The sequence below is a fragment of the Rothia sp. ND6WE1A genome (genome assembly GCF_001683935.1).
Lineage (GTDB): Bacteria > Actinomycetota > Actinomycetes > Actinomycetales > Micrococcaceae > Rothia > Rothia amarae.
In genome coordinates this window covers 46,280-62,039 of the sequence record NZ_LXTU01000073.1, presented here as the reverse complement: position 1 = coordinate 62,039, position 15,760 = coordinate 46,280, and the positions used below count along the sequence as shown (strand labels likewise).

Below are 15,760 nucleotides of genomic sequence, written 5' to 3'. Positions count from 1 at the left end.
ATCATGGGTGTTGCAATTCGTGTTATTCCCTGTTTGGACGTCGATAACGGACGAGTAGTCAAAGGTGTAAATTTCGAGGGATTGCGTGACGCCGGGGACCCGGTAGAACTGGGGAAGAAATACAACGAGGCGGGGGCAGATGAGCTGACCTTTCTCGACGTCACTGCTTCTAGCACTGACCGTGAAACTACTTTTGATGTAGTAGCTCAAACTGCCGAAACGGTCTTTATTCCGCTGACCGTCGGTGGTGGAGTGCGAACAGCTGACGATGTCGCTCAGCTACTTCGCACCGGTGCCGACAAAGCATCTATCAACACAGCTGCTATCGCCCGGCCCGATGTGATCAACGAAATCGTGGAGCGTTTCGGTTCACAGGTTTTGGTGCTATCGGTGGATGCTCGGCGTAATGCACAGATGCCTTCAGGCTTTGAAGTTACTACCCATGGTGGAAGAAATTCTGCAGGATTAGATGCCGTTGAATGGGTGGAAGAAGCGCAGAAACGCGGGGTGGGCGAGATATTGCTGAATTCTATCGACGCTGATGGCACCAAAGCCGGTTTTGATGTGGAGATGATTCGCGCTGTCCGCGCCGCGGCGTCTCTACCGCTGATTGCTTCCGGCGGGGCAGGTGCACCTGAGCATTTTCCTGCTGCTATTGAGGCAGGAGCTGATGCGGTGCTGGCGGCGTCTATCTTCCACTTCGGGGAAGTGTCCATTGCTGAGGTGAAAGATGCCATCCGTGCAGCTGGGTTCGAGGTTCGTTAAGAAGCACCGCTCCCGGCAGCGGAAAACCCTTATTAGGGTTTTACTCTGGTTGATTACAGCGGCAGTAGCGGTGGTTGTGCTGTGCCCGGCGCTTGGGTTCTCGCGGTGGATGAGCGTCCGGCTTGGGTTTGCCCAAGTACTGGCTTTCAGTCGCATCGCAGGTCTTGTACTTTTGGTCATGGTGGCTTGCATAGTTTTGGCGCAAATATGTATCCGGCGTCCAGAAGACAATTCTAAAAAACTGACGTGGGGTTTTATCTTTTTGCTGGTGTGGGCGGGGTTGGGTGTCTATCTGGTGGCATTTCCTCAAGGGACGAGCGGGCAGGTTGCTGCCGCCGATATGGTATCGACTAGAACACTTAAAATTGTTTCGTTTAATAGCCAGGACACCGTCAATGCCGAGAACCTTCGCCACCTTGATGATGCCTTTCACGCAGATGTCTATGTTTTTCCAGAAGGTGGCGTTTCCACCGTCTCCACTGCGACCCAAGGAGCTGGCCTTACTGGAACCCTGTTTGAACCGCGGACTCAAGATTTTGGTGGATTGTATTCTGAGGCGGTAGCCCCCACTACAATTTTTGTGCGTTCATCCGCAGGGAATTTCGAGCAAAAGCCCGGTATTCCACTGTCCTTTGGCAGCGTTCGTCTAGAGTCTAAAACAGCGAATCCACTGACCATTCTGGGCGTGCATACCGCGCCGCCTTTACCTGCGCTGATGAGTAATTGGCGTAATGATTTAGGGCTCGTGGGCGAGTTCGACCGGCAGATAAATGATACCCAGTCCACCATCGTGGTAGGAGACTTCAACGCCACGATGAGACACGGGGAAATGGCTGACCTGGAAAACCTTCATGACGCCGCACAGCTTGCCCGGCAGGAGCGGGGCACTTGGCCGACGTCGTGGCCGTCGGCAGCATCAGCACCCATCGATCATATTCTGGTGAGCTCAGGAATTTCTGTAGAACGATTTGAAACTATTGCCTTAGACAATGGAGACCATCGGGCGATTTTTACAGAACTCAAAGTTGCTGACTAGTGCTTGAACCGTTTGTACCAGATGGCGTGCACCGTACCAGAATTTTCCCCGGTACAGTGCACATCATCTGGTACAAACTGCCTCAATATGTGAGTTAGGAAAGTTCTACCTTTGCGTGGTCTTCACGTCCGAAGAGGTACAACGCCAATTCACCCGGCTCACCGGTGAGAATTGTTGCAGGGATGTTTTCCTTCGGCTCAATCACTGTAAAGTATCCATCGACAAAGCCGGGGGCTTCCACAATCAGACCGTGTGGGAAGTTCTTTGCCGCCATCATCTTGGCGCGCGAGCGCACATCCTCCCAGATAGCCTGCTGAGTTTCGTGGTTCAATACGCGGGCTTTCCGCTCAGGACGCGCACGGCGTACGTCTTCGATATGCACAAAGTATTCGATGAGGTTGAGTTTGCGGTCTACCTTGGTGGCGAGTTTGCGCATTTTGAGGTAGCCGTCGAGATTTTCAAAGCGGTCGAGTGCACGATCGTAGGCTTCTCGCTCAATCAGGCTATCTGCGCGATAGTTGGTCACCCTGGTAGTGCGCTCACTGAGGAACGGCACCACGATTCCTGCGGCGGTTAGGAATTCGGTTTCGCGCAGCACGAGGTGTGCCAGCAGGTGGCGGCACTGCCAGCCTTCACACAGGGTGGGGTCGGTCGGCTGTGCTTGGCGCAGTGTCTGAACCAAGGCGGTGCGTTCTTCGCGGATGATTTGGGCTGGGGTTAGTGTTTGCTGAGTCATATAATGATTCTTTCACTGTTTCCCGCCCGCCTGAACATCTGAAGGATGAAAATGAGCGAAAAACTTTCTGAATCTAGAGATCTCGACCCTCACATTGCCGCTCGGCTCAAACGGGATGAGAACGGATTGTTTGCTGCAATTATTCAGCAGCATGACACCGCAGAAGTTCTTATGCTGGGGTGGATGAACGACGAAGCATTGCGGCGGACGTTGGCTGAAGGGCGGGTTACTTTTTGGTCTCGTTCGCGGCAGGAATTTTGGTGTAAGGGCGATACTTCAGGGCATTTTCAGTTTGTGAAGAAGGTACAGCTAGATTGCGACGGCGACGCCCTGCTTATTCAGGTCGATCAGGTAGGAGCCGCCTGCCATACCGGTTCCAGGACCTGTTTTGAAGCAGGGGGAGAGCTGCCCGCCGCCGTCGGCAACCGCCCGGTCGAACCTTCAGAGTAAAATCACGGGATTCCTTTGCCGCCGAGGTATTGTGACCTATCGACTAAGATGGCATGCAAAGCACGTTTTTCTAAGGACTTTTCACTGTGCAGGATTTAGGCAACATTTCGCTTGATCTCGAAGAATTTCGCGAACTTGCGCGGACCCGCAGGGTTATTCCCGTACACACCACCATTTTGGCGGATTCGCTCACTCCTATTGGGATTTATCGGGCGCTCGTTGAGCGAGAGGGGTGGGCACCTGCCGGTACTTTTTTGCTGGAATCTGCGGCGGAGGATGCCAGGTGGTCCCGGTATTCTTTCATTGGGGCTAGCTCCCGGGCTACTCTAACGACTCGCGAGGGTGAAGTGCTCTGGCAAGGAGAAACTCCTGCAGGGGCACCGGTAGATGGTGATCCGGTGGAAGCCATTCGCAAGACATTGGAAATCTTGCATACGGAAAAATTTGAGGGCTTACCGCCGCTGACTAGCGGTTTAGTCGGTTATTTGGGCTGGGATGTTGCCCGCCACTGGGAGAAACTACCTCACAGGCCCCAGGACGATGTTAACCTGCCTGAGTTTGCGCTCAATCTCGTGAGCGATATGGCGATTCACGATAACGCTGATGGCACCGTGACTTTAGTTGCCAACGCGGTGAATTTCAACGGCACCGATTCCAACGTTGATGAAGCTTACGCAGACGCCGTCGAGCGTATCGAAGCGATGCTGGAGAAACTAGCGAGTCCTCTGGCAACTACTACCGTTTCGACTTTGCACGACACTGACTCTGTGGAAGAGAAAACCCGGACTGAGGTTGTTCATAGCTGGGACGAGCAAGGCTTTTTAGCCGCTATAGATAAGTCGAAGAAAAATATTCTTGATGGCGATGTCTTCCAAATTGTGGTGTCCCGTCGTTTTGAGGCTGAGAACAAAGCGAAAGCGTTGGATGTTTATCGGATTCTGCGCCAAAGCAACCCCTCACCTTATATGTACCTGTTCAATTTAGAGGACCATCAGGAAGAGCCCTTCCATATTGTGGGGTCGTCTCCTGAAGCGTTAGTGACGCTCAAAGACGGTGTAGCAACCACTCACCCCATTGCTGGTTCGCGCCCGCGAGGGGTCGACGACGTCCACGACCGGGCATTGGCTGAGGAATTGCTGGCAGATGAAAAAGAACGTTCTGAGCACCTGATGCTCATCGATTTGGCGCGTAACGATATTTCCCGTATTGCTGTACCCGGTACGGTGAGCGTTTCGCAGTTCATGGAGATTGAACGTTTTAGCCACATCATGCATATCTCTTCGACCGTCACCGCTTCCCTGCGTGAGGGGATGTCTGCCTATGATGTGCTCAGGGTGGCTTTCCCTGCTGGTACGCTTTCGGGGGCTCCTAAACCTCGTGCCATGCAACTTCTGGACGAATATGAGCCAGTAGCACGCGGTATTTACGGGGGAGTGTGCGGCTATTTTGATTTTGCGGGAAACATGGATATGGCCATTGCTATACGCACCGCGCTCCTCAAAGGAAATAAAGCGTATGTACAAGCGGGCGCCGGTATCGTGATGGATTCTGACCCTGCTTCAGAAGCACTGGAAACCGTCAATAAATCGGCTGCACCTCTGCGAGCAGTGCTCACCGCTTCGGGGCTAGAACCCCTAGATACCTCTCTCAACCGCCTTTCGAAGGAGAGCTAATTGTCTTCATCTATGACACGCCCTGGAACAGTGATGCTGATTTCCCTGGGCGCTGCCGCCATTGCTTTTGGGACCACGTTGCCCACCTGGGTCATCGTTCACGTAAAGAATACTCTGAGCTCACCCACTATTGAAGTTGCTGGATCTGACGCCGCCCCGGCGGTAAGTTCGTTAGCCTTGGTATCGCTAGCTGCCTCAGTTGCTATCCGGATTGCAGGGCCCAAGCTACGGTGGGCAATCAGTGCCATTATGGCGCTGGCTGGATTGGGTATGATTCTATCCATTTTCTCGGTAGCGCAGGATCCTGGCTCAGCAACCCTCACAGAGGTGGGCAACGCTACCGGTATGGCAGATTCCAGCAGCGACTTCACGGTGACGTTCTGGCCCTGGCTTGCACTTTGTATGGCGGTAGTCCTTTTCATCAACGCCCTGTGGACCGCCTATGTGTCCCGATCCTGGCCCGTGCGTCGTAAATACGAGCGTGCTGTCCGCACCGAACATGAAGACCTCGACGAAATCGACACCTGGGATTCGTTCTCCGCAGGAGAAGATCCCACAGCTCGCGTATAAGAACCCTTACACAGTGAAAAGTTGCATCAAATGGGGCAACATATGGACTCAATGAACACGAGTTCTAAATTTTCACCTAGAATCATTAAGAAGAACTCTCCGCAGAATACTTTCACACGTTTCGCGGGTCACATACGTTCAAGGAGAAAACATGGCAGAGAAGCAGCTGACGCTCACTCCCGAGGTTCCCTACCCTAACCACGGTAACACCGTAGCGGCATGGGCCCTTGTTTCTATTACCGTTATTGGCGCTATCATTGCAGCTGTCGGTTTTGATACTTTCCATTGGCCAGTTGTTATTGCAGGTGCAGTAGTGATGGTTGTTGGCGTTATCGTTGGCATCGTACTTCGCGCAGCTGGTTACGGCCAGGGCGGTTCGAAGACCAAATACAAGCATCACTAAACCATCCGGGTGAATTGATGGTGGGCGCCTCGCATCGTAGCGGGGCGCTTTTTTAATAGGTGATAAGGAGTTGGTAGCAAGATGACAACAGTTTTAGACGACATTATTGTGGGTGTTCGTCAAGATATGGACGAGCGTAAAGCTCAGGTACCGCTGGAAGAAATGAAGGAAAAAGCTGCGCACGCTCCTGCGGCACTTGATGCGCTGGCGGCTCTGCGCGGGGCTTCGGAAGATACCCTTGAGGTGATTTCAGAAGTCAAGCGATCATCGCCTTCTAAAGGTGCGCTTTCTGATATTCCTGACCCTGCCGATCTTGCTGCCGCCTACGAAGCGGGTGGAGCTGCAGCAATCTCCGTGCTGACTGAACAACGTCGATTCAAGGGGTCGCTAGCTGATCTCAAAGCAGTTCGCGAACGAGTTTCCATCCCCGTACTGCGCAAAGATTTCACCGTGGATGAGTACCAAATTTATGAGGCGCGGGCATATGGCGCCGATTTGGTTCTGCTGATTGTGGCGGCGCTCGATGATGAGACCCTCCAGCGTTTTCTTGACCTCACCCACGAATTGGGCATGAGCGCCCTGGTAGAAACCCATACCCCGGAGGAAATCGAACGGGCAAAAGCGGTAGGTGCTCGCATCGTGGGAGTCAACGTGCGTAACCTGAAAACCCTAGAGGTCGATAATTCGAACTTTGAAAAGCTTGCCCAGCTCCTGCCTGAAGATGCCGTCACCATCGCCGAATCAGGAGTGCTCTCTGCACAGGAGGTAGCCGACTACGCCTCCCACGGCGCCCAAGCTATTTTGGTCGGTGAAGCTTTGGTGCAATCTGGCGAACCTACCGAAACAGTCCAGCTATTCCGCGAGACAGGTCAACGCGCCCGTCACGAATTTTTGAACCATCTAAAGAACTAAGGCAAAGGAATAAGAGATGTCCGAACAACTGGCAGATGCCTTTTTGAACCCCCAAGAATCCGATTCGCTGAAGAACGCGCCTGGCCCTTACTTCGGCAAGTACGGTGGTCAGTGGATGCCCGAATCATTGATGGCAGCGATGGAAGAACTAGAGGAAACCTTCAACAAAGCGAAGGAAGACACTGAGTTCATGGAAGAATTTCAGCGCCTCTCCCGCGAATATTCCAACCGTCCTTCTTTGCTAACCGAGGCACCTCGATTCTCAGAACATGCCGGGGGAGTCCGTTTCTTCCTCAAACGTGAGGACCTCAACCACACCGGCTCGCACAAGATTAACAACGTGATTGGTCAGGCGCTTTTGGCAAAGCGCATGGGCAAGACCCGCTTGATTGCTGAAACCGGTGCCGGCCAGCACGGTGTGGCAACCGCAACCGCCGCAGCGCTCTTTGGCATGGAATGCGTGGTGTACATGGGGGAGGAAGACACCGAACGTCAGGCTCTGAACGTTGCGCGTATGCAGCTTCTGGGGGCAACCGTGATTGCGGTTCAAACCGGATCTCGTACCCTCAAAGACGCCATTAACGAAGCTTTGCGTGACTGGGTAGCCAACGTGGAAAACACTCACTACCTGCTAGGAACTGCTGCCGGGGCGCATCCTTTCCCCGCCATGGTGCGCTTCTTCCATGACGCCATTGGTACCGAAGCCCGCGAGCAAATCCAAGAACTCACCGGCAAACTACCCGACGGCATCGCAGCCTGTGTCGGTGGCGGCTCCAACGCCATCGGCATGTTCCATGCTTTCCTCGACGACCGCGACGTCCAAATCTTTGGCTTCGAAGCAGGCGGAGACGGTATCGATACCCCTCGCCACGCCGCAACCATCAACCTGGGCCGCCCCGGTGTCCTGCACGGCGCAGTAACCTACCTGATGCAAAATGAAGACGGTCAAATCATCGAATCTCACTCCATTTCCGCAGGTTTGGATTACCCCGGCGTTGGTCCCGAGCACTCCTACCTGAACGACATCGGACGCGTCAGCTACCAGCCGGTTACCGACGCCGAAGCCATGGACGCCCTCCGCCTGCTCTGCCAGACCGAAGGCATTATTCCCGCCATCGAATCTGCCCACGCGCTGGCAGGTGCTCTGCGCGTTGCCAACGAATGGGCGAAAGAAGACCCCGAGGGCGCTCGCGAGAAAATCATGATCGTCTGCCTCTCTGGCCGTGGCGATAAAGACATGGGAACGGCTCTGGAATGGTTCAAGTTGGGCAAGGCAATCCCTAGCTCATCTTTGACCACCGGTAACACTGAGGCAACTAACGAGCGCAAAGCGCAGAAAAGCGAGCAGAAGTAATGACTTATCAGGATGCAATTTCTGGCGCAGCTAAGTATTCTGTGCTGAATAAATCGTTCCCCGCACCCAACACCGACTCAAAGCTGGCGGCAAAAATCGCTCAGTGCAAGGCTGAGGGGCGCCCCGCTTTGGTCGGGTATTTGCCCGTGGGTTATCCCAGCGTGGAAGAATCGATTGCTGCTGCTATTGAACTGGGCAAAAACGGTGCAGATATCATTGAACTGGGTATTCCTTATTCTGACCCTGTAATGGATGGTCCCGTCATTCAGAAGGCAACAGAAGAAGCCATCGAGAACGGCTTCCGCCTTACCGATACCTTCCGAGCCACACGAGAGATTACCGCAGCGTGCGATGCCGTTGTTACCGTCATGACCTACTGGAACCCCATTCTGCGTTTTGGCGTCGATGAATTTGCCCGCGAATTTTCTGAAGCTGGTGGCTCTGGTTTCATTACCCCGGATTTGGTTCCCAACGAGGCATCAGAGTGGTTTGAAGTATCGGAAAAATACGGTCTTGACCGTATCTTTTTGGCGGCTATTTCCAGCTCAACGGAACGTTTGCACATGATTTCTGAGGCATCCTCCGGCTTCGTCTATGCAGTGTCGGTGATGGGCGTGACGGGCGCTCGCTCGTCGGTCAATAACGCCGCGCACTCCCTGGTGGAGAATCTCCGCTCGGCTGGCGCTCCTAATGTGTGCGTTGGCTTGGGTGTTTCTAAGCGCGAGCATGTAGAAGAAATCGGTGCCTATGCCGACGGTGTGATTGTGGGTACTGCCTTGGTCAAGGCATTGCAGTCCGGCGGGCCCGAGGCAGTGGGTCAGCTCGCGCGCGAACTAGCGGGGCGTCAGTAGTGCTCCATAGTTCCTCTGATTCACTGATTCTTGCCTCTATTCCTTCACCCTCTGTTAGTTCGTTCCCCGTGGGGCCGTTCACCGTACACATTTATGCACTGTGTATCTTGACGGGTATTGCCGTGTGCCTTTGGCTCACGAGCGTGCGGTGGACGCGCAAGGGGGAGAACTCCGATAACGTGTGGGATATTGCTCTGTGGGCTATCCCTTTTGGCATAGTAGGTGCGCGCGCCTATCACGTGCTTATTACTGACCCCCAAAGCTACTTTGGACCCGGGGTTGACCCCTGGGGCTGGGCAAAAATCTGGGAGGGTGGCATCGGCATTATGGGCGCCATCTCAGTCGGTGCTTTGGGTGCTTGGATTGCCTGCAAACGCTACGGGGTTTCGTTGGCCAAATTTGCCGACGCCGCCGCGCCGGGTATCTTGCTTGCACAGGCATGCGGTCGTTGGGGCAACTGGTTCAACCAGGAACTTTTCGGTAAACCAACCACGCTGCCCTGGGGACTAGAAATCGATCCGAGGTCGGCGAATTTTCCCTCGCAGTATCCTGCAGAAACTCTCTTTCACCCTACTTTTCTCTATGAGTCGGTATGGAATCTGCTGGGTGCTATCTTGCTGATAGTGCTGGGGCGAAAAGCTGCTCTGAAGCTGGGGCAGACTTTTTGGCTTTATGTGCTGTGGTATGGAATCGGCAGGTTCATGATTGAGGTCTTTTTGCGCATTGACCACTCAGAAATGCTGTGGGGACTGCGCATCCACATTTGGACTTCAGGGTTCCTGATTCTGCTGGGTCTAGTCGGGTTTCTGATTGCAGGTGCTCGGGGACGCCGGAAGGTTCAGCTAGACGGCGAACAGCAGGTATCTGTGCGGGTTTAGTTATTTCTAAGTGGTTGAAAAGCGGGTAAGTTTCTAAGGGACTTACCCGCTTTTTCGCCCTTATTGGGCACCCTTGGCAATTTATATCTATTTCTCATTACGCAGGCAAGAGAAAAATTCCGAGAATATTTCTAGCCGCGACAACTAACTTTCAGTGAATAAAATTCATACCACAGGGGTAGTAATGGGAGCGAAAAGAACGCTAAAGACTAGAACCGCCATCGATTCTTAACCCAACATTCACCGTTGAATCTGCCGGAAAACATCAAGCTGAATTTAAACTTTTGAGAGAGCCCCTTCACACTGGCTCAATCCACACCACGTATATTTTCGCTAAGGATTCTCTCGTGAGCTCAGCTTCAACTTCCCGAAAGCTAGCGGCATCGCTTTCGGTCGCCACCGCCGCATTCGTCGTCGTCGTTCCGACTGCGGCGTCGTCCACCACCGCTGCATCAGCCGCTGAAATCACCAGCATTGCGGACATCCAGGGCACCGCAGATACCTCTCCATTGGTCAATAAAACAGTGACCACCAGCGGTCAAGTCACCGCAGTCTATGCTGAGGGCGGGCTACGCGGTTACACCATTCAAACCGCAGGAACCGGGGGAGAGAACGACCCCACTCCGGGTATCTCAGATGGTCTCTTCATCTATTCACCGGACACCGTCGGATCGGTACATATCGGAGACTACGTAGAAGTTACCGGCACCATTTCCGAATACCACGGTCTAACCCAGATGACTGTTGCCCAAGGCAAAATGCGCCAGGTTCCCACCCGTATTATCCCCGTGCAACCCTATAAGGGTGCTTTCCCTGACACCTCGGCAGGGCGCGAAGAACTGGAGAGCATGTTGCTCCAGCCCACCGGTAATATTACGGTGACCGATAACTACAACACAAACCGCTACGGCGAAATCAAGCTGACCAACGGCACCTCACCATTGCGCACTGCCACCGACGTCGTCGCTCCTGGCGAAGCCGCCAAAGCATACGAGGCAGCTAACGCCGAAAAAGATTTCATTGTGGACGACGGCGCTACCGTTGATTACACCCGAGGTGGCAAAGATATCCCGCTACCTTATCTTTCTGAGCAGAACCCCGTGCGCGTTGGTTCGGCAGTCACGTTCACTCAACCCACGGTGTTGCTGTATAGCTTCGATGAGTGGCGCTTGAACCCTACCGAGCCCATCACCGGTGCCAGCAATCCCGCCACAATTCCCGCAACGTTCACCAACACCCGCACTGCAGCCCCTGAAAAGGTGGGTGGGGATTACACTATCGCCAGCTTCAACGTGCTCAACTATTTCTCCACCACCGGCGATGAACTCACCGGTTGCACGTTCTACACTGACCGCGCCAAGAACCCCATTACGGTCAATAGCGGCTGTGATGCGCGCGGTGCTGCCAACGATGAAAACCTCAAGCGCCAACAAGACAAAATCGTCGCCGCCATCAACACCATGAACACCTCTATTCTCTCCCTAGAAGAAATCGAGAACTCAGCGGCATTCGGCAAGAACCGCGACGAAGCATTGAACACCTTGGTGGCAGCGCTGAATGATGATGCCGGATTTGAGCGGTGGAAGGCAGTTCCTTCACCGGAGGCGCTCCCTGGTCAAGAAGATGTCATTCGCACCGCTTTCATCTATCAAGATGACCAGGTTCAACCTCAAGGTGATTCTGAAATCTTGCTTGATTCGGATGCATTCAATAATGCCCGTAAACCGCTAGCGCAAACCTTCGAACCTGTTGGATCAAAGGTTAAAGGCGATGAATTCGTAGCCATCGTCAACCATTTCAAGTCTAAGGGCTCAGGTTCTGGCGTAAATGCCGATCAGGGCGATGGTCAAGGCGCCTCCAACGCCGATCGCAAGAAGCAGGCACAAGCTCTGGTAGCTTTTGCGGACCAGGAGAAAAAAGAAAATAAAACAGACAACGTTGTTCTGCTCGGTGACTTCAACTCTTACTCAAAAGAAGATCCTATGAAGATTCTGGCAGATGCTGGATACATTAACATTGGTGATCAATTCGACGCCGGTTACTCTTATGTTTATGGCGGACGCCAGGGCAGCCTGGACCACGTGTTGGCTTCTCCCTCTATGTTCAAACAGGTGACCGGGGCAGATGTTTGGAACATCAACTCCGTAGAATCCATTGCTTTTGAATACAGCCGCTATAACTACAACGCTACAAACTTCTACCAGCCCAACGCCTACCGTTCCTCCGATCACGATCCAAAGGTCGTGGGTTTCAACTTGCGCGCGGATGCTCCCATTTCGTTTACCGACGTCCCGGGAAACTCACCCTTCTATTCTGAAATCATGTGGCTGGCTCAGTCCGGTATTACTCAGGGGTGGGATGACGGCACCTTCCGTCCGCATGACAACATCTCCCGCGGGGCAATGGCTGCTTTTTTCTACCGCATGGCGGGTGAACCTGAGTACAACGCGCCAGCTCAGTCCAAGTTCTCTGATGTTTCCACCACACATCCCTTCTATAAGGAAATTTCATGGATGGCAGAGCAGGGGATTACTACCGGCTGGGCAGACGGTACTTTCCGCCCCGAAGCTCCTGTAGAACGTGCAGCGATGGCAGCATTCTTCTATCGCGTAGCAGGTTCCCCTCACTATGTAGCACCTCGTAGCGCTGAATTCTCTGATGTTCAGCCCGGTGGAGCATTCTATAAAGAAATCTCCTGGATGCATTCTAAGGGTATTTCTACAGGTTGGGACGACGGCACCTACCGCCCCGCTGATCCCATCAAGCGTGATGCAATGGCGGCTTTTATTTACCGCTATGAGCACAATGTAGCGGGCAAAAAGTAAGAGTCCTGTCCACTCAAGCAGTCCAATAAGAAAGTGCTCCTCCTACTCGTTGAGTAGGAGGAGCACTTTGTTAAGAGTAGAAAATCCCCTTATTTTTGGAGCATCTCCGCCACGGTGGCTACCAGCGGCTTGGTGTCTTCGCGGTTGGTGTAATCACCGCCGCCGTTGTCGAATGATTCCACCATCTGCTTGTCATATTCGTTGGCGTGGGGCTTGAGCTTGTATGCGGTACGCACGCCAGCTAGAACAGTCTTGTGGGTTCGTGTCATCTGGGAAAGGTCTAGACCACCACGGAAGTGGAATGCGGGGCGGCCGCCTGCAATCTCTTCTTTGTAGCTCTTGAGCACACGGTTATCGAGGTATTCGCGTGGATATACTGCAAGCCCGTTGAAGCACACGGTGAAGAAAACCCGGTGCGAAACTTTAGCCATTGCTTCGCGGCGCTTGCGCAAAGTGGGTGCCCCGGTGAGGAAACCACCCAGGTAGCTTGCGCCTACGATGAGGACGTCGGCGGATTCAATGAGCTCATCGGTAGCCTCGGCAATGGGGGAGAGAATCACGGTGGGTTGGGTCTCCAGTTCCCGCAAATCTTCTGCAATCCACCGAGAGTAGCGTTCGGTGAATCCGTAGTTTGAACCGTAGAGAATTACTACGTTTTTTGATGTCACAGTTATGTCCTTGCTTGCAAAGTTTTAGTCATATTTTTCTGACTAAAAATGTTTGTTTACCTGCCAGGATAGAACAGAAACGACGGGGAAGAAACCATTACGGAGCTAATGTGAGTTTTTGTGGGTTAGATGGAGAAATTGACGGACTGGATGGTGATTTTCTTGAACAATCCCACAGAACACCACGTATAATAGGGAATGTTGAGTTGGGTTTTGAAGTGATAATGTGTGAACTGTTGGGAAGTTTCCCACGGAAAGTTCAGATTGCACATATGCTCACCTTCCCCATGCCCCTATTATTACGACTACTGAACTGACTAAGGTTTAACACATGAGACGCGCAAAAATTGTATGTACTATTGGTCCGGCAATATCTTCCTCCGAAAAACTTGCAGCAGCGATTGAAGCTGGCATGAACGTAGCTCGTTTGAACATGAGCCACGGCACGCACAATGTTCATACGGAGTCCTACACTAACCTGCGCGAGCAGAGCCAGAAGCTCGGCCGCAACGTCGCAATTCTTGCTGACTTGCAGGGGCCTAAGATTCGTCTGGAAACATTTGAAAACGGTGCGGAAATTCTTGAGCCCGGTGACACCTTCAAAATCACCATTGATGATGTTGCAGGTAACAAAGAGATCTGTGGAACTACCTACAAGGGGTTGCCCGGCGACGTGAGGCCCGGCGATACTCTGCTCATTGATGACGGCAAAATCCGCCTGCAGGCTGTAGAAGTAGACGAGCGCACCGTCACTACCCGCGTCGTCGTTGGCGGTCCTGTTTCCAACAACAAGGGTATTAACCTACCGGGTGTTGCAGTTTCTATCCCTGCGCTTACTCCTAAAGACGAAATTGATCTTCGCTTCGCTCTGAAGCTTGGCGTAGACATTATTGCGCTCTCTTTCGTGCGTTCTGGGAACGACATCATTCGCGTTCACGAAATCATGGAAGAAGAAGGCGTCAAGCTTCCCGTCATTGCAAAGATCGAGAAGCCCCAGGCAGTTGAAAACTTGCAGGATATTGTGGATAAATTCGACGGCATCATGGTTGCTCGTGGCGATCTCGGTGTTGAATATCCTCTGGAAGAAGTTCCTCTGGTGCAGAAACGCGCCATTGAACTTGCTCGCCGTTGGGCTAAGCCCGTGATTGTGGCTACCCAGGTTCTGGAAACTATGATAAATAACCCCACACCTACTCGCGCTGAGGCATCTGACTGCGCAAACGCCATCCTCGATGGCGCAGATGCTGTGATGCTTTCTGGCGAGACTTCAGTGGGTAAGTACCCCATTATCACCATTCAGACGATGGGGCGCATTATTGCGGCTACCGAAGAGCGCGGTCTGTACCGTGTACCCCCGTTGGGAACTGCTCCGAAGACTCGCGGTGGCGCAATCACCCGCGCGGCTGTAAACGTTGCAGATCAGCTCGATACCGATTTCATTACCACCTTTACACAGTCAGGTGATACCGCTCGACGTCTGGCTCGTTTGCGTCCCGCAAAACCGGTCATTGCGTTCACCCCGGATCCCAAGGTTCGCGCATTCCTTGCTTTGCTGTGGGGCGTACAAACCGTTCAGGCAAGTAGCGTAGGGAATACGGATGAGATGACCGCTTTGGTTGATCGCTACCTGTTGGCTAATAAGTTATCCGAGCCCGGTAAGTTGATTGTAATGGCTGCAGGTTCACCTCCCGGAGTAGCCGGTTCAACCAACCTATTGAAGGTTCACCGCGTTGGAGATATGGACGACGCCGGTGCGGTGCTCCCTGAAGAGCGTGAGAAGCTAGGACCCTGGTTGGATGACCAGAACATTCACGGCTAATCTTTTTTGATTGTGAATCAGAAATAAAAAGGACTCGTTCCCGTTGGGGGAGCGAGTCCTTTTTACCTGGTGGTGTCTGAGAGAATCACTAACAACGATCGACCATGCCCTCGTCTTCAGCATTGGCATAGGTGAGTTTGTATTCGCCTTTGTTATTTCTGGTGACATCAATGACGTAAAAATCGTAGGCGGTATATCCTTCTTGGGCTTTTCCGGTGTAGTCCAAAAATGATTGATCCCCGTATTTCATCTCGGAAATATCAACACATGCGTACATTTTGAAGGCGTCCGTATTGTCGTCACCTTTGTAGAATTCGGGAGCATTTTGGCTTCGGCTGTCTTTGTAAACAGTTCCTTTCATCAATCCTAAAGGTTTTTGCCCGTCGTCAGCCGCTGCTTTTCCAATCTCCATGAACCCATAAATGAAACTGGCGAATGCTGTATCTATATTGTCTTTGGTGATCAGCTGATCCAGCTGCTCGTTGGTGAAATCGTTGTACAGCGCCTTGTTCATGGGATCCACAATCTGTTGCTCAAAGATGGCGCTGGCTTCGTCGACAGCTTGGGTTTTGGCATCTTTGGGCGCGGAATCGGCGCAGGAACTCAACAACAGCGTGGAGGAAGCTATGAGCAACGGAAGAATTTTGAGTTTCATGTGCGTTCGTTCGTAGATTATGTATCGGGGCTCTAAGGATACAACCAATTCTTGAAAAATATCTGGGATATTTCAACATATAACATCTAGATTTTGAGGTCACGGATTAGCGTATCGCCAAGGGGACAGTGGAATTTGAAATTGGCATGTGAGGAATACCTTGTC

General features: G+C 52.7%; 15 protein-coding genes. 12 read left to right on the top strand and 3 right to left on the bottom strand.

Going from position 1 to position 15,760, the window contains the following annotated elements; translation table 11 throughout:
* The first annotated feature begins 3 nt into the window (after positions 1 to 3).
* Together hisF and A7E48_RS10150 are read left to right on the top strand one after the other, a co-directional pair.
* On the top strand, positions 4 to 765 hold the full coding sequence (hisF, locus tag A7E48_RS10155) for an imidazole glycerol phosphate synthase subunit HisF (RefSeq protein WP_068173028.1): 762 nt from the start codon (positions 4 to 6) through the stop codon (positions 763 to 765).
* A complete protein-coding gene (locus A7E48_RS10150; protein WP_141669449.1) occupies positions 731 to 1,801 on the top strand; it encodes an endonuclease/exonuclease/phosphatase family protein in 1,071 nt (356 codons plus the stop codon). Before hisF ends, A7E48_RS10150 begins: the two co-directional genes overlap by 35 nt.
* 94 nt (positions 1,802 to 1,895) lie before the next feature.
* Here A7E48_RS10150 and A7E48_RS10145 read toward each other — a convergent pair whose 3' ends face one another.
* The gene (locus A7E48_RS10145; RefSeq protein WP_083147371.1) at positions 1,896 to 2,537 is read right to left on the bottom strand and encodes a TIGR03085 family metal-binding protein; all 642 of its coding nucleotides are present in this window, start codon (positions 2,535 to 2,537) and stop codon (positions 1,896 to 1,898) included.
* Between the two features lie 51 nt (positions 2,538 to 2,588).
* Here A7E48_RS10145 and hisI point away from each other — a divergent pair, with 51 nt between their 5' ends.
* The 9 genes from hisI to A7E48_RS10100 all read left to right on the top strand — a co-directional run bounded on the left by hisI (position 2,589) and on the right by A7E48_RS10100 (position 12,453).
* Positions 2,589 to 2,987, top strand: a complete 399-nt coding sequence (hisI, locus tag A7E48_RS10140) for a phosphoribosyl-AMP cyclohydrolase (RefSeq protein WP_068173024.1) — start codon at positions 2,589 to 2,591, stop codon at positions 2,985 to 2,987.
* Positions 2,988 to 3,073: 86 nt separating this feature from the next.
* The gene (locus tag A7E48_RS10135; protein ID WP_068173023.1) at positions 3,074 to 4,660 is read left to right on the top strand and encodes an anthranilate synthase component I; all 1,587 of its coding nucleotides are present in this window, start codon (positions 3,074 to 3,076) and stop codon (positions 4,658 to 4,660) included.
* A complete protein-coding gene (locus A7E48_RS10130) occupies positions 4,661 to 5,230 on the top strand; it encodes a Trp biosynthesis-associated membrane protein (protein ID WP_083147369.1) in 570 nt (189 codons plus the stop codon).
* Positions 5,231 to 5,381: 151 nt separating this feature from the next.
* Complete coding sequence (locus A7E48_RS10125; protein ID WP_068173021.1) at positions 5,382 to 5,633, top strand: HGxxPAAW family protein; 252 nt, start codon at positions 5,382 to 5,384, stop codon at positions 5,631 to 5,633.
* An 81-nt stretch (positions 5,634 to 5,714) separates the two neighbouring features.
* Entirely contained in the window at positions 5,715 to 6,545 is an 831-nt protein-coding gene (gene trpC, locus A7E48_RS10120; protein WP_068173020.1) for an indole-3-glycerol phosphate synthase TrpC, read from the top strand.
* Positions 6,546 to 6,561: 16 nt separating this feature from the next.
* Positions 6,562 to 7,899 (top strand): tryptophan synthase subunit beta, encoded by a 1,338-nt coding sequence (gene trpB / locus A7E48_RS10115; protein WP_068173019.1) that lies wholly within the window; start codon positions 6,562 to 6,564, stop codon positions 7,897 to 7,899.
* A complete protein-coding gene (gene trpA, locus A7E48_RS10110) occupies positions 7,899 to 8,750 on the top strand; it encodes a tryptophan synthase subunit alpha (protein ID WP_068173018.1) in 852 nt (283 codons plus the stop codon). Before trpB ends, trpA begins: the two co-directional genes overlap by 1 nt.
* On the top strand, positions 8,750 to 9,628 hold the full coding sequence (gene lgt, locus A7E48_RS10105; RefSeq protein ID WP_233126072.1) for a prolipoprotein diacylglyceryl transferase: 879 nt from the start codon (positions 8,750 to 8,752) through the stop codon (positions 9,626 to 9,628). The genes trpA and lgt overlap by 1 nt, the downstream gene beginning before the upstream one ends.
* A 347-nt stretch (positions 9,629 to 9,975) precedes the next feature.
* Complete coding sequence (locus A7E48_RS10100) at positions 9,976 to 12,453, top strand: ExeM/NucH family extracellular endonuclease (protein ID WP_068173015.1); 2,478 nt, start codon at positions 9,976 to 9,978, stop codon at positions 12,451 to 12,453.
* A gap of 89 nt (positions 12,454 to 12,542) precedes the next feature.
* Here the strand turns inward: A7E48_RS10100 and A7E48_RS10095 are convergent, their stop codons facing one another.
* Positions 12,543 to 13,121 (bottom strand): flavodoxin domain-containing protein, encoded by a 579-nt coding sequence (locus tag A7E48_RS10095; protein ID WP_068173013.1) that lies wholly within the window; start codon positions 13,119 to 13,121, stop codon positions 12,543 to 12,545.
* A 331-nt stretch (positions 13,122 to 13,452) separates the two neighbouring features.
* Here A7E48_RS10095 and pyk point away from each other — a divergent pair, with 331 nt between their 5' ends.
* A complete protein-coding gene (gene pyk / locus A7E48_RS10090) occupies positions 13,453 to 14,940 on the top strand; it encodes a pyruvate kinase (RefSeq protein ID WP_068173011.1) in 1,488 nt (495 codons plus the stop codon).
* A gap of 88 nt (positions 14,941 to 15,028) precedes the next feature.
* Here pyk and A7E48_RS10085 read toward each other — a convergent pair whose 3' ends face one another.
* Positions 15,029 to 15,595, bottom strand: a complete 567-nt coding sequence (locus tag A7E48_RS10085) for a hypothetical protein (RefSeq protein WP_068173010.1) — start codon at positions 15,593 to 15,595, stop codon at positions 15,029 to 15,031.
* Between the last annotated feature and the right edge of the window lie 165 nt (positions 15,596 to 15,760).